This is a genomic window from Mesorhizobium sp. M0991, from assembly GCF_040318915.1.
GTDB lineage: Bacteria > Pseudomonadota > Alphaproteobacteria > Rhizobiales > Rhizobiaceae > Mesorhizobium.
Genome location: NZ_JAMYNE010000023.1, coordinates 1 through 20107, shown reverse-complemented (window position 1 = coordinate 20107; position 20107 = coordinate 1). Strand labels below are relative to the sequence as shown.

At 59.5% G+C, this 20107-nt stretch carries 22 protein-coding genes and 3 pseudogenes; 12 read left to right on the top strand and 13 right to left on the bottom strand.

Translation table 11 applies throughout. The features are described from left to right. Positions 1 to 8 precede the first annotated feature (8 nt). The 3 genes and pseudogenes from NKH70_RS26340 to NKH70_RS26330 all read right to left on the bottom strand — a co-directional run. Positions 9 to 430 (bottom strand): annotated as a pseudogene (locus NKH70_RS26340) (ABC transporter ATP-binding protein); the annotation flags it as partial. Positions 431 to 689: 259 nt separating this feature from the next. After that, complete coding sequence (locus tag NKH70_RS26335) at positions 690 to 1442, bottom strand: DUF7146 domain-containing protein (RefSeq protein WP_353026451.1); 753 nt, start codon at positions 1440 to 1442, stop codon at positions 690 to 692. Between the two features lie 603 nt (positions 1443 to 2045). After that, positions 2046 to 2387, bottom strand: coding sequence for a hypothetical protein (locus tag NKH70_RS26330; protein ID WP_353026450.1), 342 nt, complete (start codon positions 2385 to 2387; stop codon positions 2046 to 2048). 640 nt (positions 2388 to 3027) lie between these two features. On the opposite strand from NKH70_RS26330, the gene NKH70_RS26325 reads away from it, so the two are divergent. Next, positions 3028 to 3480, top strand: coding sequence for a helix-turn-helix domain-containing protein (locus tag NKH70_RS26325; RefSeq protein ID WP_352907190.1), 453 nt, complete (start codon positions 3028 to 3030; stop codon positions 3478 to 3480). A 142-nt stretch (positions 3481 to 3622) separates the two neighbouring features. Next, on the top strand, positions 3623 to 3955 hold the full coding sequence (locus NKH70_RS26320; protein WP_353026448.1) for a hypothetical protein: 333 nt from the start codon (positions 3623 to 3625) through the stop codon (positions 3953 to 3955). Between the two features lie 42 nt (positions 3956 to 3997). Here NKH70_RS26320 and NKH70_RS26315 read toward each other — a convergent pair whose 3' ends face one another. From NKH70_RS26315 to NKH70_RS26305, 3 genes are all read right to left on the bottom strand, one after another. Next, positions 3998 to 4696, bottom strand: coding sequence for a transglycosylase SLT domain-containing protein (locus NKH70_RS26315; protein WP_353026447.1), 699 nt, complete (start codon positions 4694 to 4696; stop codon positions 3998 to 4000). A 1-nt stretch (position 4697) separates the two neighbouring features. Further along, a complete protein-coding gene (locus NKH70_RS26310; RefSeq protein ID WP_353026445.1) occupies positions 4698 to 5054 on the bottom strand; it encodes a hypothetical protein in 357 nt (118 codons plus the stop codon). Between the two features lie 211 nt (positions 5055 to 5265). After that, positions 5266 to 5856, bottom strand: a complete 591-nt coding sequence (locus NKH70_RS26305; RefSeq protein WP_353026444.1) for a hypothetical protein — start codon at positions 5854 to 5856, stop codon at positions 5266 to 5268. A 67-nt stretch (positions 5857 to 5923) separates the two neighbouring features. Between NKH70_RS26305 and NKH70_RS26300 the strand changes: the two genes are divergently transcribed. Together NKH70_RS26300 and NKH70_RS26295 are read left to right on the top strand one after the other, a co-directional pair. Further along, positions 5924 to 6994 (top strand): acyltransferase family protein, encoded by a 1071-nt coding sequence (locus tag NKH70_RS26300; protein ID WP_353026443.1) that lies wholly within the window; start codon positions 5924 to 5926, stop codon positions 6992 to 6994. Beyond that, positions 6991 to 7269 (top strand): hypothetical protein, encoded by a 279-nt coding sequence (locus NKH70_RS26295; RefSeq protein ID WP_353026441.1) that lies wholly within the window; start codon positions 6991 to 6993, stop codon positions 7267 to 7269. Before NKH70_RS26300 ends, NKH70_RS26295 begins: the two co-directional genes overlap by 4 nt. Before the next feature lie 526 nt (positions 7270 to 7795). Here NKH70_RS26295 and NKH70_RS26290 read toward each other — a convergent pair. Then, the gene (locus NKH70_RS26290) at positions 7796 to 8164 is read right to left on the bottom strand and encodes a hypothetical protein (protein WP_353026440.1); all 369 of its coding nucleotides are present in this window, start codon (positions 8162 to 8164) and stop codon (positions 7796 to 7798) included. Between the two features lie 278 nt (positions 8165 to 8442). On the opposite strand from NKH70_RS26290, the gene NKH70_RS26285 reads away from it, so the two are divergent. Next, entirely contained in the window at positions 8443 to 8766 is a 324-nt protein-coding gene (locus tag NKH70_RS26285) for a hypothetical protein (protein WP_353026438.1), read from the top strand. Positions 8767 to 9530: 764 nt separating this feature from the next. Beyond that, the gene (locus NKH70_RS26280) at positions 9531 to 10268 is read left to right on the top strand and encodes a helix-turn-helix transcriptional regulator (protein WP_352616878.1); all 738 of its coding nucleotides are present in this window, start codon (positions 9531 to 9533) and stop codon (positions 10266 to 10268) included. A 179-nt stretch (positions 10269 to 10447) separates the two neighbouring features. Here the strand turns inward: NKH70_RS26280 and NKH70_RS26275 are convergent, their stop codons facing one another. From NKH70_RS26275 to groES, 3 genes are all read right to left on the bottom strand, one after another. Further along, positions 10448 to 10798 carry a hypothetical protein gene (locus NKH70_RS26275; RefSeq protein ID WP_353026436.1) on the bottom strand — a complete coding sequence of 117 codons (351 nt, stop codon included), beginning with the start codon at positions 10796 to 10798 and terminating at the stop codon, positions 10448 to 10450. Positions 10799 to 10917: 119 nt separating this feature from the next. After that, positions 10918 to 12573 (bottom strand): chaperonin GroEL, encoded by a 1656-nt coding sequence (groL, locus tag NKH70_RS26270; RefSeq protein WP_353026435.1) that lies wholly within the window; start codon positions 12571 to 12573, stop codon positions 10918 to 10920. A 71-nt stretch (positions 12574 to 12644) separates the two neighbouring features. Next, complete coding sequence (gene groES / locus NKH70_RS26265) at positions 12645 to 12941, bottom strand: co-chaperone GroES (RefSeq protein WP_353018246.1); 297 nt, start codon at positions 12939 to 12941, stop codon at positions 12645 to 12647. Between the two features lie 306 nt (positions 12942 to 13247). Between groES and pmtA the strand changes: the two genes are divergently transcribed. Continuing rightward, positions 13248 to 13844 carry a phospholipid N-methyltransferase PmtA gene (gene pmtA, locus NKH70_RS26260; protein ID WP_353026433.1) on the top strand — a complete coding sequence of 199 codons (597 nt, stop codon included), beginning with the start codon at positions 13248 to 13250 and terminating at the stop codon, positions 13842 to 13844. A 124-nt stretch (positions 13845 to 13968) separates the two neighbouring features. On the opposite strand, the gene NKH70_RS26255 is transcribed toward pmtA, so the two are convergent. Beyond that, on the bottom strand, positions 13969 to 14517 hold the full coding sequence (locus tag NKH70_RS26255; protein ID WP_353026432.1) for a helix-turn-helix domain-containing protein: 549 nt from the start codon (positions 14515 to 14517) through the stop codon (positions 13969 to 13971). Between the two features lie 267 nt (positions 14518 to 14784). On the opposite strand from NKH70_RS26255, the gene NKH70_RS26250 reads away from it, so the two are divergent. From NKH70_RS26250 to NKH70_RS26240, 3 genes are all read left to right on the top strand, one after another. Then, entirely contained in the window at positions 14785 to 15207 is a 423-nt protein-coding gene (locus NKH70_RS26250) for a hypothetical protein (protein WP_353026431.1), read from the top strand. A gap of 56 nt (positions 15208 to 15263) precedes the next feature. Further along, complete coding sequence (locus tag NKH70_RS26245; RefSeq protein WP_353026429.1) at positions 15264 to 15722, top strand: hypothetical protein; 459 nt, start codon at positions 15264 to 15266, stop codon at positions 15720 to 15722. A gap of 791 nt (positions 15723 to 16513) precedes the next feature. Beyond that, complete coding sequence (locus tag NKH70_RS26240) at positions 16514 to 16798, top strand: hypothetical protein (RefSeq protein WP_353026427.1); 285 nt, start codon at positions 16514 to 16516, stop codon at positions 16796 to 16798. 239 nt (positions 16799 to 17037) lie between these two features. Here the strand turns inward: NKH70_RS26240 and NKH70_RS26235 are convergent, their stop codons facing one another. Beyond that, positions 17038 to 17373 (bottom strand): hypothetical protein, encoded by a 336-nt coding sequence (locus NKH70_RS26235; protein ID WP_353026425.1) that lies wholly within the window; start codon positions 17371 to 17373, stop codon positions 17038 to 17040. A 277-nt stretch (positions 17374 to 17650) separates the two neighbouring features. Then, complete coding sequence (locus tag NKH70_RS26230; RefSeq protein ID WP_353026423.1) at positions 17651 to 18070, bottom strand: hypothetical protein; 420 nt, start codon at positions 18068 to 18070, stop codon at positions 17651 to 17653. A gap of 200 nt (positions 18071 to 18270) precedes the next feature. On the opposite strand from NKH70_RS26230, the pseudogene NKH70_RS26225 reads away from it, so the two are divergent. Together NKH70_RS26225 and NKH70_RS26220 are read left to right on the top strand one after the other, a co-directional pair. Further along, positions 18271 to 18539: pseudogene (locus NKH70_RS26225) on the top strand (transposase domain-containing protein); the annotation flags it as partial. Positions 18540 to 19215: 676 nt separating this feature from the next. Beyond that, positions 19216 to 19966 (top strand): annotated as a pseudogene (locus NKH70_RS26220) (Tn3 family transposase); the annotation flags it as partial. Between the last annotated feature and the right edge of the window lie 141 nt (positions 19967 to 20107).

Sequence of the window (20107 nt, the reverse complement as noted above, 5' to 3'; positions counted from 1 at the left end):
CACTTCCGTCAGTGCAGGCCAAACTCGCGCAGCAACTCTTCGCGGTAGCGCACGAAGCGGCTTTCGCTGCGGTCGCGCGGGCGAGGCAGGTCGACGTCGATGAGCCGCGCCGCGCCGCGCCGCCCTTCTCCCTGGGCAGGATCAGCACCCGGTCGGCAAGGTAGATCGCCTCTTCCAGATCATGGGTGACCATGACCATGGTGACGTTCTCCTCGCTCCAGATGCGGGCGAGTTCCTCCTGCATGCCGATCTTGGTCATGGCGTCGAGCGCGCCAAGCGGCTCGTCGAGCAGAAGGATCTCGGGCTGGACAGTGAGCGCCCGGGCGATGCCGACGCGCTGGGCCATGCCGCCGGAAAGCTGCCGGGGAAAGGCGTCGGCGAATTCGGCGAGACCGACGAGCGCGATGTAGAAGCGGGCCTTCTCCTCGGCATCCTTCCTCCGCTTTTGGCGGTTGTGAGTTCTCGTTGAGCGACTGTGCAGCGAGGTAGGTTAGCGCCTTCACCGAGTGGTCGACAGTATCCTCTGACGGAAGACGTCGGCGCCGGTCTTCTGAAGCCAAGGCATGGGTGTCGAGCAGAGATAGGCGCGCATCTGGTGCCGGTTCTAGATGCTCGAAGGCACCCTTCGCCAGAACAAGTGGTGCCAAATTCGTGATCAAAGTTGATGGCAAGTTGGCCCGCCGAGAGGTTCAGGTGTCTGCGCCGAGTGTTTCGAGCAGCAGAAGATCCAAGGGTAGGGTCTCGGGAGTCGGATCGTCCTCCCACAGCTTCGCGAAATCCCGGTCGTCGGGCGGTCTGTGAATGAGGACCTGGCGCTCAGGGTTGGCTTCGCGAACGCGTTCGGCCGCGCTGAGGCCGGGCTTGTCCGGATCGGCGAAGACGACGATCCGCTGTACGAATTCGGGCAGCTGAAGAAACGGCAAACGTGGTGCCCCCAGTGAGCACCAGACGGGCAGGCCGTATCGCAGCATTACGGCATGGCCGGTCTCATAGCCTTCGGCAATACCAAGGACGGCGGCCGCTGGGGCGAGCCGCAAGGCGAAGCCCCGGCTGGGGCCGATGATGCGGCGCGGCTCGTCCAGCCCTGCCTTTTCTGGCCGTGTCGGGTGCAAGAGGGTGAGTTGCACCGAACAGATTGAACGGTCTGGGGCCTGCAGAGCAGCCACCAGCGCGGGAAAGCGGTTCTTTCCCAACCGATAATCCGGCAGATAGCGCAAAGTTGGCAACGTCGCCGGCAGACGGCGAGAGGCAAGATAAGCTTCGCCGTGCGTACCGGCGAGCGCAGTCGCTCTCGACCAGAGCGCGAGCGCGTCCGCTGCCGTGGTTTTGGGCGCCGCCGGACGAACACGACGCAGAGGCTCGGCCGCGCGCTTCGACAAATCCAGGTCCGCAATGGCGGTCTGGATGTCGACGGGATCGCAGCCTGCAAAGCAGTAGAGCATAAGACGATAATCCCCGTCACGAACAGAGAGGGAGGGATGGCGGTCGCCTTTCCCCTGCCCGTGACTTGGTACTGGGCAACGGCACAAGTAGCTGCCGCGCGCCGGGTACCCTCCTAAAGCGCGATATACCTGCGCAGCGCTTGGCCACGACACCTTTGTCATGGACCTGATAATGCCGCCAACTCGCTATCGGATCAATAGAATGATTCAATAGCGCGTTGAACATTACCGGCGAAATAGCCGGGGCGGTTCAAGGGCCAGGACTTAGCCCTCGTGACGTGACGGCAGGATCGCCTCGGCCAGGTAGCCCAAGCCTGCATCGCTGAGAGCGCCATTCGCAAACACTCGAGATTAGCGATCAGGAGCCGTTGCATGAGGTAATTACGAGAACCATTTGCGCGCGAACGCGCAACCTGACCTTTAGACGATCGGCACCTTTGTGGCGTTCCTGGGAGGCTCGGTCGGGGCCTTTTGGGAATTCGGGACGCTGCGTTGCGCAAGCCTCGAATCATTTGGGGCTACCGTATCAGGAGCTCGCAGACCTGACGGAACAGCAGGATCGTCTGTGTGCGTGATTGAGCAAATCCTGGCGCGCAGAGACTGTTAGAGTTTGAAGCGGCCAAGGCGCTGATCGTTGACGCGGTACTGCCAGGCCAGTTTCGAATCCTTGGGGTTGACGCCCGACGTTGACCAGGCGGAGCGCTCGACCTTTGCAGCGTCATGCAAAGGAAGATCGTCATCACAGCGCGACGGTTGTAACGGCGACCGAAGACGATAACGTCCGATACTGCGGGTTAGAAATTCGATGACACAGACGGCGGCGAGGGACAGGATCAAGAAAGCAGTGGAAAAGCTGAGCATGCGAAGGCCGGCTTCCTGATCGGGCAGGGCGAAGAAAGCGAGCACGCCGCCGGCGAAAATTGCGAACGCGAACCTCATGAACATGGCAGCAAGTCTCCTATTTCGACGTTGATCATTATAATATCACAGAGTGATCGTCATTATAATGATCAATGGAGATAGGATGGCCCCTTATGGATCAAGCGTTTTTCGACGGCTGGGGCATGGTGCGGTTTTTGGGGTATCGGCTTCAGAGTTTACCCGGCGCCATTTCCATCTCGAACAGGCATAGAGTTTGGTGCCGGGGCCAAGCCTTGCGGCCCCGCCTTGAGTGTAATCGCCAGAAGCACCGGCGTCGAGGTCTCGCTTCTGGTCGACTGAACCAGGTCATTCGAAGTGGTCGGGCAACGATTGCAGGGCCTGCCTGCCGCAAGGGCAGAGATCAGGGTTGTCCCTCCGGATTGGGTGGCACACGACAAATTCATTAGTAAGGGGACACGAGATCCAAACCGGATTCATTTAATTATTCATTTCAACAGGGCATGCAGAAATGGTCAAATGCTATCGTACATCTGGAACGATTTAGCGGGTCAAAAGCTGTAAGCCCGTCACTTTGCTGAGTATGGGGAGGATGCCGCGACACTTTAATAGGGCAATGAGTTATCGTTTCGGCTACAAGCCCTGAGCACTAGACATTCTGCAAAAAATGGCCGTCATATTCCGAACGATAAGCAGGGGGGCAGCTGTGCCGATATTTAAAAACAAGACAGAAGACAGCGATGGTTGGCTTTCGATCCTGCTCGCGCTGCGACTTCGCCAAATCGAGAACGAGTACCCGGACTATGCAAGTTTTGCCGATGCTACGGGGCTATCGCGCGGCACGCTCTACCAGTTGCGGACGGGGAAGGGGAACCCGACATTCGTCACCCTGGAGCGGCTGGCGCGGCACCTGAAGGTTCCGGTGTGGACGCTCATTGGTCGGACTGGTGACGACGACAGCGTGAAGCGGGACATCGAGACGTTCGGCTTCAGCTTCACCGAAATTGCGCGGCATATTGAGGCCACGCGTGCCGTGAAGCGCTCGATGACGGAGTTCAGTGGTGTTCCTTCTTTGAGAGAGGCAGCCAGCCCCGCTGGGGCAACCTCCGAGAAGAAGCGGCTGCCTCCGGCCAAAAAGGGACGCAGGACAAGCCAGTAGAGACAAGAAAAGTAGAAGATGCTAAACAATCAGCGTAGACTTATTTGCTACGATAAGCAAAAAATCTATCTTATATTTCTTTGACTCGCATCAGAAAATCCGCCAGCGTCGATGCATTGGCATCATTGCTGAAGGGTTCACGATGCAAGCGAATATCTGGCAAGTCGCAGGAGACGATGCGCTCTATAGGGAAGCGGCGGCGTTCGTCGATTGCCACCCGAAACCATCGGTGGAAGAGGTTTCGGAATTTCTGCGGAAGAAAGGCAAGCCCGAGACAATCACGTTGGTGATCGGACAGTTCATCGTGGCGGCTCTGTTCGAAGGACGACACGCGGATCTGCTGTACTGGTCGCTGGTTGCGGCCGAAGTGAATTGCGTTGGGATGGAGCAATGGCCTGATGATGTGCGCCAGGAGCTGGCGAGCCATCTGAAACGGGGATTTGGAAAGCTCTCGTCGCGCAATCTCTCCCATTGAAGGCGGCGGGCCGACGGCGTGGCCTTCAACGGGAAGGCGGGGTCACACCTGACCAGGGGCAACGTTGATGTCGCTGCCGGCGGGACCGGGAGCGGATGAAGCGAGTTTTGTGTCACCACCACTGGGCGTTGGAAAGTCGCCTGGTCCCATTTGGCAGACCGCTTGCGCGCCGCATCCCTGAGGAATGGATTGGCCGGCCGAATTGAGGGCGGCATAGCGGCGGTTTACGTCGTTCGTCCAGTTACGGCGCTGGCTTTCAGTGCTGCCGTTGTAACGATCGGCGAGGCAGCGAATACTTGACGTGCCGCCGCACGATTTGACGGCATCGCGAAGCGTCATTACGCCGCCTTCAATGTTTTCGGACAAGATGCCCCGATCCATTCCGTAGGCCCGGCCGGTCGCCCCCGTAAGCTGCATCGGTCCAAGAACGCCACTGAAGGAGCCGGCACATGCTGACATCGCGCCTTCGTGAGCGGACACGGCAAGAGCGAGCTTGGGATCAACACCATACTTGTTGGCGGCGTCGACAATCATATTGGCGATGTTCGGGCTGCGCTCCGTCATCTCTTGCGTGGACGGATAGCTCGGCAGACCCGCACCGTTCGTACAAAGGGAACGCAAGGTTGTTTTGTCATGGAGATCGCAAGAACTTGCATCCTGATCGAAGGAATTCGCTTGCGCAACAGGCGCTTTTCCAACGACCAGGAGCGCGGAGAGGAGTATTGGGAAGGGACGCAGCATCTTACTTCCCCGGGCAGAAATTATAGATGGCGCCATTGATGGAGAGCGCGTCGCTGGATGGGCGCGTAATCTTCATCGGCGTGATGACCGGGGAGCTGCTGCCACGCTCTGTACATGAGGCTTGGAACGCATCGTCTGCATGACGGGTGCCTGCTATCTTGCAGGTGCTTGCGCCGACGGTGATTGCGTCGCCGTCGAACTCGGCAAGTTCGAGAGCGCCGACGCCTTGGTCGAGATCGGCACATGTGTGTGTGGACGCTACATATGATCCCTGCGGAGCCTTGAGCGGATCAAGTTCTTGCGCGATTGCCGGCGAGATCAAGACGGCTAGAGTTGCGAAGATTGTCCGGCTGGCCATGGCAGATCTCCGGAACATCATCCCGCCGTGGCCGCCGGCAGGAGCCGCGGTCAAGGCCGCGCATCGCGCGCCGTCAGGGAAGCCTTGATCCGTTGGCGATGGCCGGTGGCAGGCTGGTGTCCTGAATAACGTCAGGTTCTCCGTGTCGATCATGATTGCGCTCCTTGGGGATATCGAGGTTGCCGAAACACAACGGCGTGGGCTGCTTCCTCTAGGGTTGCGGGACAGGGACCCGGAATTGGCATTCCGGGGCGATTTCACCTTGGAATACGATGCCGGCCCGAATGCTTTTGGCCTGAACATCATATGAACCCATCGCACCATTCCGAGCGAGGTCGGGGCGGACGTTATTCGGTTGCGCGCCATATTCGATGAAACAGCCGGAGCCAGCGTCAGCGACCGTTGATCGGCCGTTCTGGTAGATCGCCAAGCGCATGGGACATCGTTTCAGCGTGGCATTGCCGACAGGATCGGTGCGGATCGGCGAGCAGCCGGTGAGCGTGTGCAGGACCGAGAGGACGACGGTTTTGGTCGGGCTGCGAACGACGATGTGACTCTCGGAAGCCGGCGCGTTGGCGACCGCAAAGCGTGTATCGCCTTTGGCCACGTAGGCGTCGTTGTTCTTCTTCAGTCGGTCGGCCCATAGGGAGGCGTAGGGCACGGCTTCCGAGTTCGGGAGCTCGAGATCGGCATAGGCGACGGCGCGCCAGGCGTTCGGATCATGCGTGAGCGACTGGGCCGAAGCGTGGGGCGCCAATCTAAGGGCAGCCGCGACTGCGACAAATGTCAGGCGTGCATGCATTCCTTGCCTCGCTTGTGTGCCCTATGATTAAATCAAAGTTGTGATGATTGTCGAGCGTGATATTTGGATGGGACAAAAAGCCCGCCTATCGGGGCTGGATGAATTGCGAGGCCTGGCGATCGGGCTGGTGGTGCTGTCGCATGTCGGGCCGGTCTTCGGAGAAGGCGGGACGGTCGCCGCTCTGCTGTTTGCGCCGGCGTGGAGCGTCGGGGTCGACCTGTTCTTTGTGATTTCCGGCCTGGTGGTGGAACGCTCATTGCGAAGCCTGCGCCTCGAGCGCGGTGCGCTCGAGGCGGCCTCCGCCTTCTATGTCAGGCGTGCTATGCGGATCGTGCCGCTGGCCTGGTGCGTCGGCGCCATCCTCTCGATCGGGTTGATCATCCCGGGAAGCGGCGTTGAGCCTGCAGACGCGAAGGCAGCATTCGCCTTCATCTCGAATGCGCATTGGGCACCCTGTTTCGGGGGCGCCACAGGATGCGGGAACGCCTTTGCGTTTGGGCCATTCTGGTCGATTGCCGCCGAGATGCAATTTTATCTACTGGCTCCGCTCCTGGTGTTCTTGCTACCGCGGCGGGCGCTCCTCGCGCTGGCCGGACTCGTTCTCGTGGTCGGGACGTTCACGCTGCGGCCCTGGGGCGGGACGCTTTGGACGTTCCGCATCGATGCAATCGCGGTCGGGCTGGCGATCGGAGCAACCATGGGCACAAGCGCATGGCCCCGTCTGGCGGAACACCTGCGGGTGATCGGCAACATGGAAGCGGCGTTCTGGATGTCGATCGCGGCCTTCATGTTGGCGATCTTGCCGCCGGCGATGCATGGCGTGGCGACTGCCGTGCTGGCGCTGATGTGCGGGTGGATCGTGACAAGGGCGACCTTGCGGGATGATTCTGTGAACTGGCCGGGGCGGATGCTGCGCCGCTTGGGAGGCATCTCCTATGCCCTCTATCTGATCCATCTGCCGGTGCTGGCGCTGTTCAACTGGTCGCTTGGCCAATTCCTGGACGCTCCGGCGACGGCAACGCTCTCGATCGCGGTCGCGATCGGGCTGTCTCATGTGCTGACGGTGGCAATCGGAGATCCGCTCCGGCAGCTCGGCCGCCAATGGTCAAATCGAATAGTCCGGGAGGTGTTGCCGTGACGGAAGAAAATCGTCAGTGGTCGCTTGGTGGTGAAGATGTCGATCAAATTCCGCGAGGAGCAAGGGCGCTGGCGGAGCAGCTTTTGACCGAGACCGACGGCGATGCCGTGGCAGCGCTCGTCGCGGCATGCTGCGTCATTGGAGCCATGCGCTCGGCGGTATCGAGGGGTATGGTGCGCAATGGATCGCCGTCAGGGGTCGATATCGCGCAAGTGCTGGACGTGTTCGTGCGAAGCGAGCTCCCAGCAAAAGAGCAGAACCTGACCGGTAGATGACTTCGACCGCGAAGTAGCTACCATGTTGGGGGGCTGTGCGGCCTGCCGCTCGATGCCCCGGAATGCTGCATGCACGATACCCGCAGTTTGATCTTCGTGGACGACCTTCAGCAATGCCATGCACTGACACTGATTTCGCCAGGAAAGAGATTGAACTAAAGCCTTGCGAAACGCTTTGGCCGAACGACAGGATCGGTCTCGCATAGGGAAGCATGATTTTTCGGCCGGAGGTGAGCGATGCGGCCTCCATGCGTGAAGGTCGCCATGACTGCTGGCGCGACCACACGCAATACGCTCGAAGTCGCCGAAGACGGTCGTCGCAATCTTCGAACTGGGATCTGCACGAAGAGACGCGGTGGTGAATTGGTACGCTGCGTGACGACACATCCGGAGCGTCGTAAAAGCCGCTCGCAGCGTACCCCTCATACGCCCGCGGACAATCTTGCCGACGCCGGCGCCGTTGGTTTGGCCGTCGGCTTCTGTGCGCATCTGGCCAGCCGACACGCGGCAGTGTGACGGCCGCCGCTTAGTAGCGGTCGCCGAACCAGCCCTTGCTCTTGGGCGGCGAGGGTTCCTGATAGGCCCACGGGACAGACTTGTAGGACGGCCTCGGGTCTTGGACGCGCCAAGCCTTCTGCCAGTAGTAGAAATTGAGGGGTACTCGGGCGAGCACGCGACCATCGGCAGACAGGAGGTCGGAAGCGCAGGCGACGACGGGGCCGTCGTAAAATTGCACGCGGCCAGTATAGCCGTTGAGCGCTCCTGGCCGGCAGGCAAAGACGCGAACGCCTGCAGCGATCGTGTCCGGGGCTTCCGCGGGGACGGAGGTCGTCTTGATGCCTTCCTTGGTGACGAGCGTGCGCACAGGCACGGAGTTCCAATGCGAGCGGCGCAAGGCGTTATTCGCCTGAGCTTCGGTTGGGTAGCCGGCTCGCCGGGTAATGACCGGCGGGAAGCGCCCCCAGTCTGGCGCATATTCTTGCCGGCTGCGACTGACCCGATCAGGCTTCCAATAGGAGTCCGTAGCCGAAACGGGGCCGGCCGAATGTGAAGCATCCGGCACTCGCTCGGCGCAACCGGCGAGCAAGGCCGCGGATGCGACGAGGTGGAGGATGTGACGAAAAGAACGCATATCGTGCTCGGGGGACATGGGTTTGCAGGTGAGAATTTCCGGTGAAGCCAAGGCATCTGGAAGGTGCTGGCCCAAATGCCACGATGGGTTTTGCGAGCCTGACGCTCGATCTGGGCGTAGAGGGGGATGCGACGATCGAGTTCATCGGGGAGGGTGACGGCTACGCCTGCTTTCCGCCTTTCGCCGGCGACGTCGGCCATTTCGCTGGCTGCACAACGCCCTCGTCTTTCCGGATCGGCGAGCAGACAAGCCATTTTTTCAAGGTGGCGGTTACGAGCCATGCCATGGCGACAACCCCACAAGGCAACGCCTGCTTTCCCAGCGTCGCGGTCTGGCCCAGGTCGCAGCCGTCGACGCCGCGATAGGTGCACGAAGCAAAAGTTGATTGCTGGTTCCCATGGATCACTCCTCGTCAGATTCATTGAGTCAGTAAACTATCTTGCAAATCGCTGTGCAAGTGTCTCGGAATCATATTCCGCGAGGGGAGGAGGTGCTCGTATCCGGATCCGCGCCCGATGGGCCGGGTAGGGCCTCGGTGTCGAGTTGACGCGGGGCCATCAGGCAATCGATACTCTGAATGCGCGCTATGCCGTGGCGGTCGCAGCGGCATCCGCTGGAGGAACTCAGCGGCTTCGTGAGCGGCCTTGCCTGATATCGCTGCGAGCCTTTCGAAGCCGCTGTTCGAGCGCTAAATAGCGAGCCGTAATCGAGTTCAGCTTTGTGAAAAACTGCCTGCTCTGCGCAGGGTTGCCCGGCGCAGGCGGGGGGAAGAAAGCAAAAAGAGCCTCCCGATCAGCGTCTAATTGTTTTAGCTCCGAGCAGAGACGGCAAATTTCGTGGTCGTCCGTTCCGGAACTCCGATGTGATGCACGGCGCGAGGTACGCGTAGGGTTAGTCTGCCGACCCACATCGTTCGACGAAAGTAAAATCGTATCCAAGGCGTTTCCTCCACGCCGGGTTGTGGTCATCCAATCTGGAATAATGCGGGTTGCAACCTATGTATACTGGCGGTTTTGCCTGTCACTTTTGACAGGTCGTGAGACGCTGGAATCCAGCGAGGAGCAACCTAGTTCGATAGCCGCGCGAATGGCTTGGAGAGGCGCGTCGATAGCAAGGAGGTAAGCTGGATATGGCGAGATTTGACTCAAATTTTCACGACGTGACGGAGGGTATTCACGCAGTTGCCTCTCCTGCGGACGCGGCGGACCTTCTGAACACAATTGTCGAAAGTTACGGTCTTGAGACGGCGGCCTTTCTTACCGTCAGGCCGGTTTACGAGGAACCGAGTAAGCCGTTCTATGTGACCACCTATTCGCCTGACTGGGTGAAACGCTACATCGAGAAGGATTTTTTCGACATCGATCCCGTGCTTCGCTATGGGCTGCGTGCTGTGAAATTGGTTGATTGGAAGGAGATCGACCTATCGGACAAGCCCGTGCGCACGTTCTTCGGTGAAGCGAGGGAACATGGTGTCGGGAAGCATGGCGTCACGTTCCCGGTTAGGGGTGTCGACGGCGACCGCGGCATTCTGACCGTGACGAGCAACGAGAACGCAGCGGCGTGGCAGACGTTTCTCAAATCCGAGGTTCGCGACTTCCAGCATCTCGCCGGTGAATTTCACAATGCTATCGGTCGAATCCAAGGAAGGCCACGCCATCCGACGGTCTGCTCCGATAGAGAGATCGAATGCCTGAAATGGTACGCGAGGGGAGAGAAGGTCAAACGGACCGCAGAGATACTGTCGCTATCCCCTCGCACGGTCCGATTTCATCTTGATCTGGCACGGGCCAAGCTTGGTGCCAAAAGCTTGGCCCATGCGGTTGCGATCGCGGCAGAGCGCGGCCTTTTCTTTCAAAGACTGTTCTGATCGGTAGCCAAGCGCTTCGCGGGAAGCCGCCGGCAAAACTCGTTCCGTTTCGTGAAGCTGGGAATGCTAGAACGACTGATATGAATCATGGGGAAAGAAGGGAGGCGTCGCTCTGGACAACCAGATCCGGAAAGGCACCGCGACGCTCCAAGGGTAGAATGCTGGCCAAACCAAGTGTCCTATTCGCAAACCACACGGTACCGCTTGCCGGGCTCGCTGATGTTCTTGCAGACAAGCGGCTTGTGCGGCTCGGAAGAGGAGAGCGGCGGACTTGCGGCCCGCCAAACGACTCTCTTTGATGTCTTTTGACTTGCCGCACGGCGCGGTTCGAGTCTCTCCGGCTCCTGTGGCGCAACCGGGAACACGCTGGCTTCGATCCGCGGCTGCTGCAGGCGTGGCGGCTCTTTGTCAAAGAATCGCCTGGCATCAAGCGATCTCGGAATAATCACCGTACCATCATCGCTGTGCGCGCAGCCGCTGCCCAACAGTAAGGCCAGCCCCAGGAAAAAAGGCAGAATCCGTTCAAACATAAGCATACCCTTGGCGGGCGTATACCCCGGCTTGCGGGTCGCCGACAACCGGCGCAAGGGCACGAAGAAAGGGCGGCATTGCTTGCCGCCCTTTCGAAATTGTCGAGATGCGTGGACCTTTAAAAGCCCATACCGCCCATACCGCCCATGCCGCCGCCGCCCATGCCGCCAGGCATGCCGCCGCCAGCCGACTCCTTCTTGGGAGCCTCCGCGATCATGGCTTCGGTGGTGACGAGCAGGCCGGCTACCGAAGCCGCGTCCTGGAGAGCCGTACGGACGACCTTGACCGGATCGACGATACCCATGGCGATCATGTCGCCATATTCGCCGGTCTGTGCGTTGTATCCGTAGGTCGCGCCCTTGTTGTCGAGGATCTTGCCGGCAACGATCGAAGCTTCCGCACCGGCGTTGGCAGCGATCTGGCGGGCCGGAGCCTGCAGAGCGCGACGCACGATGTTGATGCCGGCGGTCTGGTCGGAGTTGGCGCCGGTTGCCTTGATGTTCAGCGAAGCGCGCAGCAGAGCGACGCCGCCACCGGGAACGATGCCTTCTTCGACGGCCGCACGGGTCGCGTTGAGGGCGTCATCGACGCGGTCCTTCTTTTCCTTGACTTCGACTTCCGTCGCGCCGCCGACGCGGATGACGGCAACGCCGCCGGCCAGCTTGGCCAGACGTTCCTGCAGCTTCTCCTTGTCGTAGTCCGAGGTGGTCTCCTCGATCTGCTGCTTGATCTGGGCAACGCGGCCCTGGATCTCGGCCTTCTTGCCGGCGCCGTCGACGATGGTGGTATTCTCCTTGGAGATCGACACCTTCTTGGCGCGGCCGAGCATGTTGAGGCCGACGTTCTCGAGCTTGATGCCGAGGTCTTCCGAGATGACCTGGCCACCAGTGAGGATGGCGATGTCTTCCAGCATGGCCTTGCGGCGATCGCCGAAGCCCGGCGCCTTGACGGCGGCGATCTTCAGGCCGCCACGCAGCTTGTTGACGACCAGCGTGGCCAAGGCCTCGCCTTCGACGTCTTCCGAGATGATGAGCAGCGGCTTCGAGGTCTGCACGACGGCTTCGAGAACCGGCAGCATGGCCTGCAGGTTGGAGAGCTTCTTCTCGTGCAGGAGGATGTAGACGTCCTCAAGCTCGGCAACCATCTTGTCGGCGTTGGTGACGAAGTAGGGGCTGAGGTAGCCGCGGTCGAACTGCATGCCTTCGACGACTTCGAGTTCGGTCTCGGCGGTCTTGGCTTCCTCAACCGTGATGACGCCTTCGTTGCCGACCTTCTGCATCGCCTCGGCGATCATCTTGCCGACCGACTCGTCGCCATTGCCGGCGATGGTGCCGACCTGGGCAACCTCTTCCGAGGTCTTGATCTTCTTGGCGTTCTTGATCAGCGTTGCGACGACGTCGGCGACGGCGAGGTCGATGCCGCGCTTGAGGTCCATCGGGTTCATGCCGGCGGCAACCGCCTTGTGGCCTTCCTGGACGATCGACTGCGCCAGAACGGTCGCGGTCGTGGTGCCGTCGCCGGCGATGTCGTTGGTCTTCGAAGCAACTTCGCGGACCATCTGCGCGCCCATGTTCTCGAACTTGTCTTCAAGCTCGATTTCCTTGGCGACGGTGACGCCGTCCTTGGTGATGCGCGGGGCGCCGAACGACTTGTCGATGACGACGTTGCGGCCCTTGGGGCCGAGCGTGACCTTCACCGCGTCGGCGAGGATGTTGACACCGCGCAGCATGCGCTCGCGGGCATCACGGGAGAATTTTACTTCTTTGGCAGCCATTTTTAGCTCCTGGCAGGGGCTTTGATTGAGCCCGGGGATTCAGGGGATTCAGTTGACGGAAAGGTCGATATTCAGCCGATGATGCCCATGATGTCGGATTCCTTCATGATCAGAAGGTCTTCGCCATTGAGCTTGACTTCGGTGCCCGACCACTTGCCGAACAGGATGCGGTTGCCGGCCTTGACGTCCAGGGGGACCAGCTTGCCAGCTTCGTCACGGGCGCCCGAGCCAACAGCAATGATCTCGCCTTCCTGCGGCTTTTCCTTTGCCGTGTCCGGGATGATGATCCCGCCGGCGGTCTTGGATTCGGACTCGACGCGGCGAACGACCACGCGGTCATGCAGCGGCCGGAAATTCGACTTTGCCATTTTTGGATGTCCCTGGTGCGGAGGTTGAACGGTTGCCCGTTGCCGGAGCGTCGTTAGCACTCGCCAGTGGCGAGTGCTAACGTGGCGGTGAGATAGTCTGTAAGCTCATACTAGTCAAGACGGAAGAGGGACGGGCTGGGACGGGCGAAGAGCAAAAATCGCGTGGCTCTGCGAGCGCAAGACGCCCTCGCTGTTCGTGACTGCCTGTGACGGGCCTTAACACGCAAGCAAGTTGTAACGGGCTTGCAAAATTCGCAGAGCTTGGCCACAACGCGCTTCGCTAAATGGCCGGAGCACGGAGAGAACATGGTTTTCCGACTGAAGGAGCGACTCGGCAAGAGGTTTGAGGAAGAGGTCCAATTCTTCAAAGGCTGGCAGAAGGACAAGAAGGGCGTGGGGGCTCTTATCCCCACTTCGATTTATGCGGCGCGCCGGATGGCAAGCGTGGTCAACCCGCGGTCCGGAATGCCGATCCTGGAGCTTGGCGCGGGAACCGGCGTCATTACCAAGGCAATCCTGGAGAGGGGCATCAAACCGCATCAGTTGGTGTCGGTCGAATACTCCAGAAATTTCTACAACGGCCTGGTGCAACGCTTCCCGGGCGTGGCCTTCAGATTGGGCAACGCATTCGCGCTGGATGAAGTTCTGGGTGACCGTGCGAGTGAACAGTTCGATTGTGTCGTCAGTGCAGTCCCGCTGTTGAGCTTTCCTATGGAACAGCGCGTTGCCCTGGTTGAGGATTTGCTTGCCCGCATTCCTGCCGGTCGGCCGGTAATTCAAATCACCTATGGGCCTCTGTCGCCGGTGATCAAGATGCCCGACCGCTACGTGGTTTCCCACTATGACTTCGTCGTCCGCAACATACCACCGGCGCAGCTCTGGACCTATCGACGAGCAGTCTAGCCAAATCCGGCACCCGAAGGGCCGACTGCGCTGAGGTGTATGCAATCACGCCCCATGTGAAATTGCCATCAGTGCGCTTTCATGTTTGCTGGCTCTATGCTGGATCGGCTCTCGAATAGAAGCCCTACTTCTCCACTTTGTCGAAAAAAGCTAGAACAGCGGTTGGCGGGATCTTTTCGGAAAAGAGGAAGGTCGCTGGGTTCAGTTTCAACGCCTTGGCGATCGCGGCAATCGTATCCACGCTGATGTTGCCGCTCGCGCGTTCCAGTTTCGTGAATGTCGCCTCCGCCACGCCGATGAGTTCGGCCATCTCATAGCGGTGCAAAGTACGTCGTTGTCGCTCAAAATCGATGATGCGCGCCAGCCGCTTGCGGATCGCATTGTCGTCCAACCGATGCGCCCATTCCGGAACTTTCTTACCGCCGGCGAGCAGTTCTGCAAAAGACACTTGCAAGCCTTCTGCCATGATCTGCAGCGTCGTCAATGTGACATTATTTTTCTGACGCACAGTCTGAATGTAGGTTCGATAGGCCAGTTTTTCGCCGTCGGCGGTCCGAAACAGCTCGGCCATATGCATATGGGATAAGCCGCGTTTGGCTCTCTCCCGCTCAAGCGTCAGGGCAATGTTGGCGCGCAACGGATTGTTGACCACGCCCGCGTCGTCTCGTTTCATAAATCGATGTAGTCGCACAAACCTGCCTTTTCGATCTGTCCTTTTTCGCGCGGATGATCCATAGTAAAGTATCAGAATCCGCAGCGAGGAAAAGGCTATGATCGTACTGAAATATCTCTTCGTTGGTGCGGCCGCCGTGGTGGGCGCCGCGACTCTTCCATCCCAATCACAGGCATCGGAATGGGGCTGTCAGGTCCTCCTCTGTCTGTCGGTGACTGGCAGGGCACTCCTTCTTGCCACCCGCCAATCTACAAGTTGATTGCGGCGATGAAAACGCCTGGTTTTAGCTGGCCGACCTGTCCACAAGCCAACTCCAGCGCCGCGAGATTAGAGAAGTATGAGGATTGTCCTTCTGGCTGGCAAGCAGTCGGCGCCAACTCCGACCGGCCCGGAATGGGGCAAGAACGGAACATATGCCGCATCGCATCCGATAGGCTCACCTTGCCCGCCGCTTTGATGAATAATCGCCTCGAGCAGAATCATGGAGACGGATCTCGACAGGCCCAAATCGAAATCGACGGTAAGTTGGTGGCGGCAAAAATCCAGGCCATGGGCAACGATAGAGGGCATTCACTTGGTAATGGCCCCACCTCCTACACCATCGCTCGGCCGATGCGTGAAAAGCCCTGGTTCATCGAATATGACGACGTAAACGGCATGCGCCAGAAAAGCTGGTTCAATCTCCCTTGAGCCAGGCGATCAGGCAGGACGAGGTACTATGGGGTCGCATTTCAGGGAGGTTTGTTGTGTTCAGGGCGCTTCTGCTGGCCAGTGTGATCATGAGCACAAGCGCAGTGTTGGCGGCGGCTGGCCAGAGTGACAAGCCGCGATCAAGCGTGGACAATCCTATGTGGCCCGCTTCACTGAAATGGGACTGCAAGACCGCCGCCAAGATCGTGTGTGAGCGTGATGGCAGTTGCTCGGCGACTGAGGACCACACCGGGTTTGTGCTGAACTACGGCAGCAACGAAGCTGAGTTCCCGGCCAGCAATGTCAGGATCAAACGGCACTATCAACAGACTGTGCAGGCAAGCCCTTTGCAGCAGGAAGTTAAAGTCGAACTGGCCGACAATCGCGTTCTTTGGCTGACGGCCGTGGATGCCAGCCGCACTTATTCGGAAGCCTGGGTCGGGGCAATGAGTGAATTAAAGGGCGGCGCGGTACTCATGGAATCAGCGGGCGTCTATTGTATGCCGCACAAGTGAGAGGGAAGGCGACCGAAAACCGATATGGTCTGACCTCTGGCGCCACAACCGGCGTTTCAGAAAAGTCCGGAGTAACGATGGCGGCGGGCCATCCGCGTAGGTGGACATCTCACGCGTCCTGCGACCGCCCGGTCTCAAGAACGAGTTCCACGTCTTTCACATAAGCCCCTGAAATTGCTTTCCTGAACACAAGACAGGCATCCACCCTGAAGCGGGCAGGCCCGGCCTATGAATTTCGCAAGCCCACGCTCGAAGCAGTTCTCTGACAAGGTTCGGGTACGCCAATCTATCGGAAAGACGGGTGCATCGCGCCTCGAGCGCTTCGTTGCCGGGGATGGTCCTCACAAACCGGGGCGCGCCGCGTGACTGGAGCACGGTCACGAGTTCTGGATGGCCGCCGTATTCCAACAGGCGCCGATCAAATTCCGAGCCTTTGAATGTCAATCGGGACCCTGGTTTTCGCGCAAAGGGGACCCCGGTTGAGGGGTATTGAAGGGCACGTCCGTTAGTGCGCGATTAGGCGAAGCTGGTCGGGGTTGCACAGCCTGATCGGGTGCGGCTGATTAATCTCTGATCAAAACGATGCTGATGGACTGCCCGGGCCAAACAAGCCGTGCCCAACCCCAGAGGAGTTACCGGTCTCGGAGCGAGGCGGGGTGCAATCTCACTTTAAGTGCAGTGCGACAGCCAAGATCGATCGTTTTCGGCAAAAGGAATTTGATTTCGGCGGCAAGGTAGGCAAGTGTAGCATCTGGCGGAGGCGTACTGTATAGATGCAGGTTGTCTGAACCATGATTTTATATACCTACTCACTTGAGGCTGGGCCGAGCGAAGACCGCTGGAAAGACACTGCTATCCCGGGTTTCTTTTTTACAGAACTAGATGAGGTGCGGCAGGTGGTCCGCGAGCTCCGCGACGAAATCACCTCGGATGAGGATGAGGAGCCTTCATGGCGTCCGGTTCACATCGAGCGGATTGAACTCCTCGAACCGACGACCCAGAACGTCCTGACTCTGCTCAACGAGGGGGTTGGGCCGCTGATCCAGCGCTATGAGATCGTGGAAACCATTGCCTAATAACTAAGCCGAGAGCTTTCCCGCAAGTCGGTGCCCGCGCACTTTGATGCGCTGGGTTGTTAGCGGTGATGTTTTTTTAGTGCCCGAAGATATTGCCGATGCCGTGCGACAACCAGCGCAAGGGGCGCCTGTATGATTGGCGGTGATCAACAAGTCTTGCGTTCTACGCGTCCTGTGACAGCATGATGAGTTTGCTCGCGCCATACATAGGTGCACGCGACCGGTAACCGGAATCGGCTTTAAGGAAGACTGAGCAACACAGCGCCGTCGATTTTGGGTCGCGTGCCCGTTCTCGAAACACAGGTATAGGAGCTGCGTACGCGGTGCTTGATCTCGCCAGGCGCGGGCGCCGCTTCATACACCGCGCCTGGAACCCAGATTTCTTCAGTTCTCCACCGCAACAGCCGTGTCAAGCTGCCCGCATCGCGCGGGTTCGTCTTGACGCGCTCGCCCCGGCGCTTGGGATCAGCGTGCATCGCTGCGCTGACCGAGCTCGCCGGTAAAAGCCTGTAGCCGGTCGGGCCGGCCTGGTAGCAGAAATGCAGGCGAGGATGCTTTTTCTCCAGCTTGCGCACGAAGCGCTCGACCGCCGCCGGCCTCACCTCGATCTGGCCGAAATACCGGACCTCCCCATTGCGCCCACCCTCGGCCCCGCAGTTGCGTGCTTGGAGCTCGGCTCGACACTCCCAAGCAACCCGTTTGCTTTAAAAAGACTAAGGGCGGGCCGCCGCTCAGACTACGGTCATATCGTCTAGGTCGATGACAGCGGCGTTTCGATATGATCCTGTCGTTGCTCCCTTACCCTCCCAGATGTGATGCGGATGCTGAATGCGGCACACCTCCTCCCGGGCTTCATTTCAAATCAAGCCCGCCGGCGGCGTGTTCCTGGCGCATCGTCGGCGAAAGCCGCTGTTCGAAGCTGCGAAAGAGCTCGCAGAACCGGCTATAGCCATATCCGTCGGGATGACTTCCTCGATACTCCTCCCACAAGATGAGGAGCGTGACGCCCGGCTTCTTGAGCTCGACGGCAAGATCGGCCCAGTTCGGCTCTGGGCGCCGCCGCGTGCCCTGTTTGACGCCATTGCGAGCGAAGAGTTTGTTCTCAAGCGCGTCATCGGTCAGCTCGCCTGGCAGGGGCCAGCTCAACCTGATTGCCGCTGCGCGCTGCAGATTATCCTGCACCGTACTGCGTGCTATTCCCAGCACGACCGCGATCTCGCGGGAGCTGGTCCCGCTTCCGGCAAGCCGAAGCATTTGTCTCAACTGTCTCATGGTCAGCCTTCTCTTTGCCGGCATCAAAATGTCCTCGTTCATCGCGAGGTAATTGATGCCAAAGTTGCTGACCCAGGAGGTAATCTTCAGTGCCGAAAACCGGCCGGTCTTTGGTTGGAATGGTGGCCGGCTTCATACCGGAATGGTGGCCGGTGTTTGATCGGAATGGCGGCGGGCTTCACGTCGGAATCCGCACGCTTGAACGCTTTCTCACGGACGGTCGCATCGAGATCGACTCCAACATCGTCGAGCGCGCCATCAGGCCCCAGACAATTGCCGGTAGCGAGGGCCGTGGAGCCGTGGACGAACTTGGGCGACCCTGGCCACACTTCTGCAAACGGCCAAAATGAATGGCGTCGATCCGCTCGCCTGGCTCTCCCAGACCTTGACCCGCCTCGCTCAGCGCTGGCCAGTAGCCGAAATCGAAATGCTCATGCCCTGGAACTTCAAGCCAGGCGCCATCAGCTAACCGCTTACGCTCGATCTCGCAAAGGCCGGCATGCCTGATGATGAGATTGCTGCGGATTCGGCTCGGTGCGGGGATCAGGATAGCTGCGCAACCGATGGTCTCATAAGGCCAATTCGCTGAGCGCCACACCATTGGCCACGCGGCTGCACATTCCTGTCAATTGGATCTATGTGCAGATCAGCCAAATGCGCTCCTGATCGATCGTCAACCGACCGGACCTTACCTGTTCCAAAACTCCCCTTCGGTGATCAATGCGGTCCGCGACCTCCGCAACCACACCATTAGCCACGTTGAGAATCATTCAGCCTCATCAGGAGGGCTATCAACATGTGTAATCGAGCAGCGCCGAGAGCCGTCAGCCGCATCATGCCGTTATGCACTTTCGGCCAGCGGAACTCCCCATCCTCCAAGCCGGTCTCCGATCCCATTACTGAACCGGCAACCTCACAGATCGCGACCACTCGCGAAAGGTGAAAACAGTGCTTGCGGTGGTCCGGACTCTCTGGGCTTTGAGACGGTTGCGCAACGTGTCTTGTTGCGTGCGCACGTTGTTCATTGAATGTCTGCCGCTGCACATCGAGTGGGCGCTACTCCGCAGAGCCAGCTCGTTGCCACGACGCTCGCTTGAGTTTGGCAAGTCGCCGACGCTCGACGGTGACAGAGTCGATCTTGCGACAATGCGCATACGCGTCATTCTCACTCGTAGATCTGGGGAGACGGAACGACGGCATCATCCGATGGAGAGTTGTTCAGCCAGTGATCGGGCCGCCCGGCGCCGCGGCATCAACTTCAATATGGCAGCGAGCCTGGTTCGAAATTCTACAGCGGACTCTCAGACCAAAACGGCTACTTCAGCATCGTGCCGATCAGCCTAACCGAGAGCGAGGCCGTTTAAGTGCTCGACGGTCTCGTCGACCACGACACGATTTTGGAAATCGAGGAGCGCCCCAGCTGCGCATCAAGAGCCGGAAGCTCCACACCTTCGAGAAGACCAACGCCGATCCGGCGCTGGCCAACCATATCGGAGCCGATCAACACCGCTATCACCCTTGAGCACTGGGACGATCCCTTGCGCGTGGCCGCCTGGATTACGACGCGGACCGCGGCGCCAACAAGGGAGAAGCGGCCCACAAGCTCCAGCGCGCTGTCTTCTTCCACGTTGCGAAATCCGCGATCGCTCCTATGACAGCCAAGCATTCAAAGGGTCGGGACTCAATCTGGTCGTCGGCGCCATCGTCTAGTGGAACAGCGTCTATCTCAGCCGAGTTACGGCTATCTGCGCCAGCCGAACCGCACGCTCCCAACGAACTCCTTAAGCATGTTTCCCCGCTCATATCAAATGCACCGGATCTATTTCTGGGCAACAGCAGACGTCCGAAGGCTTCACACCATTGCGACTTCCCGGCAGAATCCTCCGCGCCGCATGACGTTTCTCGTCCGTTGATCTTGGCGCAGGATTTAGAACGGCTCTTGCTCCGACCCAGGCACAGGCAAGGCCAATACCAGTTGTGCCGCCCGTAACGACTGCAGTTCGCGGATACGCTACGAGACTCACGCCTGCTCCTCCA

Excerpts from the sequence above, each read along its gene's own strand:
- NKH70_RS26335 (WP_353026451.1), bottom strand. The coding sequence starts at position 1,442 with ATGCTCTACTGCTTTGCAGGCTGCGATCCCGTCGACATCCAGACCGCC.
- NKH70_RS26330 (WP_353026450.1), bottom strand. The coding sequence starts at position 2,387 with ATGTTCATGAGGTTCGCGTTCGCAATTTTCGCCGGCGGCGTGCTCGCT.
- NKH70_RS26320 (WP_353026448.1), top strand. The coding sequence starts at position 3,623 with ATGCAAGCGAATATCTGGCAAGTCGCAGGAGACGATGCGCTCTATAGG.
- NKH70_RS26315 (WP_353026447.1), bottom strand. The coding sequence starts at position 4,696 with ATGCTGCGTCCCTTCCCAATACTCCTCTCCGCGCTCCTGGTCGTTGGA.
- NKH70_RS26310 (WP_353026445.1), bottom strand. The coding sequence starts at position 5,054 with ATGGCCAGCCGGACAATCTTCGCAACTCTAGCCGTCTTGATCTCGCCG.
- NKH70_RS26305 (WP_353026444.1), bottom strand. The coding sequence starts at position 5,856 with ATGCATGCACGCCTGACATTTGTCGCAGTCGCGGCTGCCCTTAGATTG.
- NKH70_RS26300 (WP_353026443.1), top strand. The coding sequence starts at position 5,924 with ATGGGACAAAAAGCCCGCCTATCGGGGCTGGATGAATTGCGAGGCCTG.
- NKH70_RS26280 (WP_352616878.1), top strand. The coding sequence starts at position 9,531 with ATGGCGAGATTTGACTCAAATTTTCACGACGTGACGGAGGGTATTCAC.
- NKH70_RS26275 (WP_353026436.1), bottom strand. The coding sequence starts at position 10,798 with ATGTTTGAACGGATTCTGCCTTTTTTCCTGGGGCTGGCCTTACTGTTG.
- groL (WP_353026435.1), bottom strand. The coding sequence starts at position 12,573 with ATGGCTGCCAAAGAAGTAAAATTCTCCCGTGATGCCCGCGAGCGCATG.
- groES (WP_353018246.1), bottom strand. The coding sequence starts at position 12,941 with ATGGCAAAGTCGAATTTCCGGCCGCTGCATGACCGCGTGGTCGTTCGC.
- pmtA (WP_353026433.1), top strand. The coding sequence starts at position 13,248 with ATGGTTTTCCGACTGAAGGAGCGACTCGGCAAGAGGTTTGAGGAAGAG.
- NKH70_RS26255 (WP_353026432.1), bottom strand. The coding sequence starts at position 14,517 with ATGAAACGAGACGACGCGGGCGTGGTCAACAATCCGTTGCGCGCCAAC.
- NKH70_RS26250 (WP_353026431.1), top strand. The coding sequence starts at position 14,785 with ATGAAAACGCCTGGTTTTAGCTGGCCGACCTGTCCACAAGCCAACTCC.
- NKH70_RS26240 (WP_353026427.1), top strand. The coding sequence starts at position 16,514 with ATGATTTTATATACCTACTCACTTGAGGCTGGGCCGAGCGAAGACCGC.
- NKH70_RS26230 (WP_353026423.1), bottom strand. The coding sequence starts at position 18,070 with ATGAGACAGTTGAGACAAATGCTTCGGCTTGCCGGAAGCGGGACCAGC.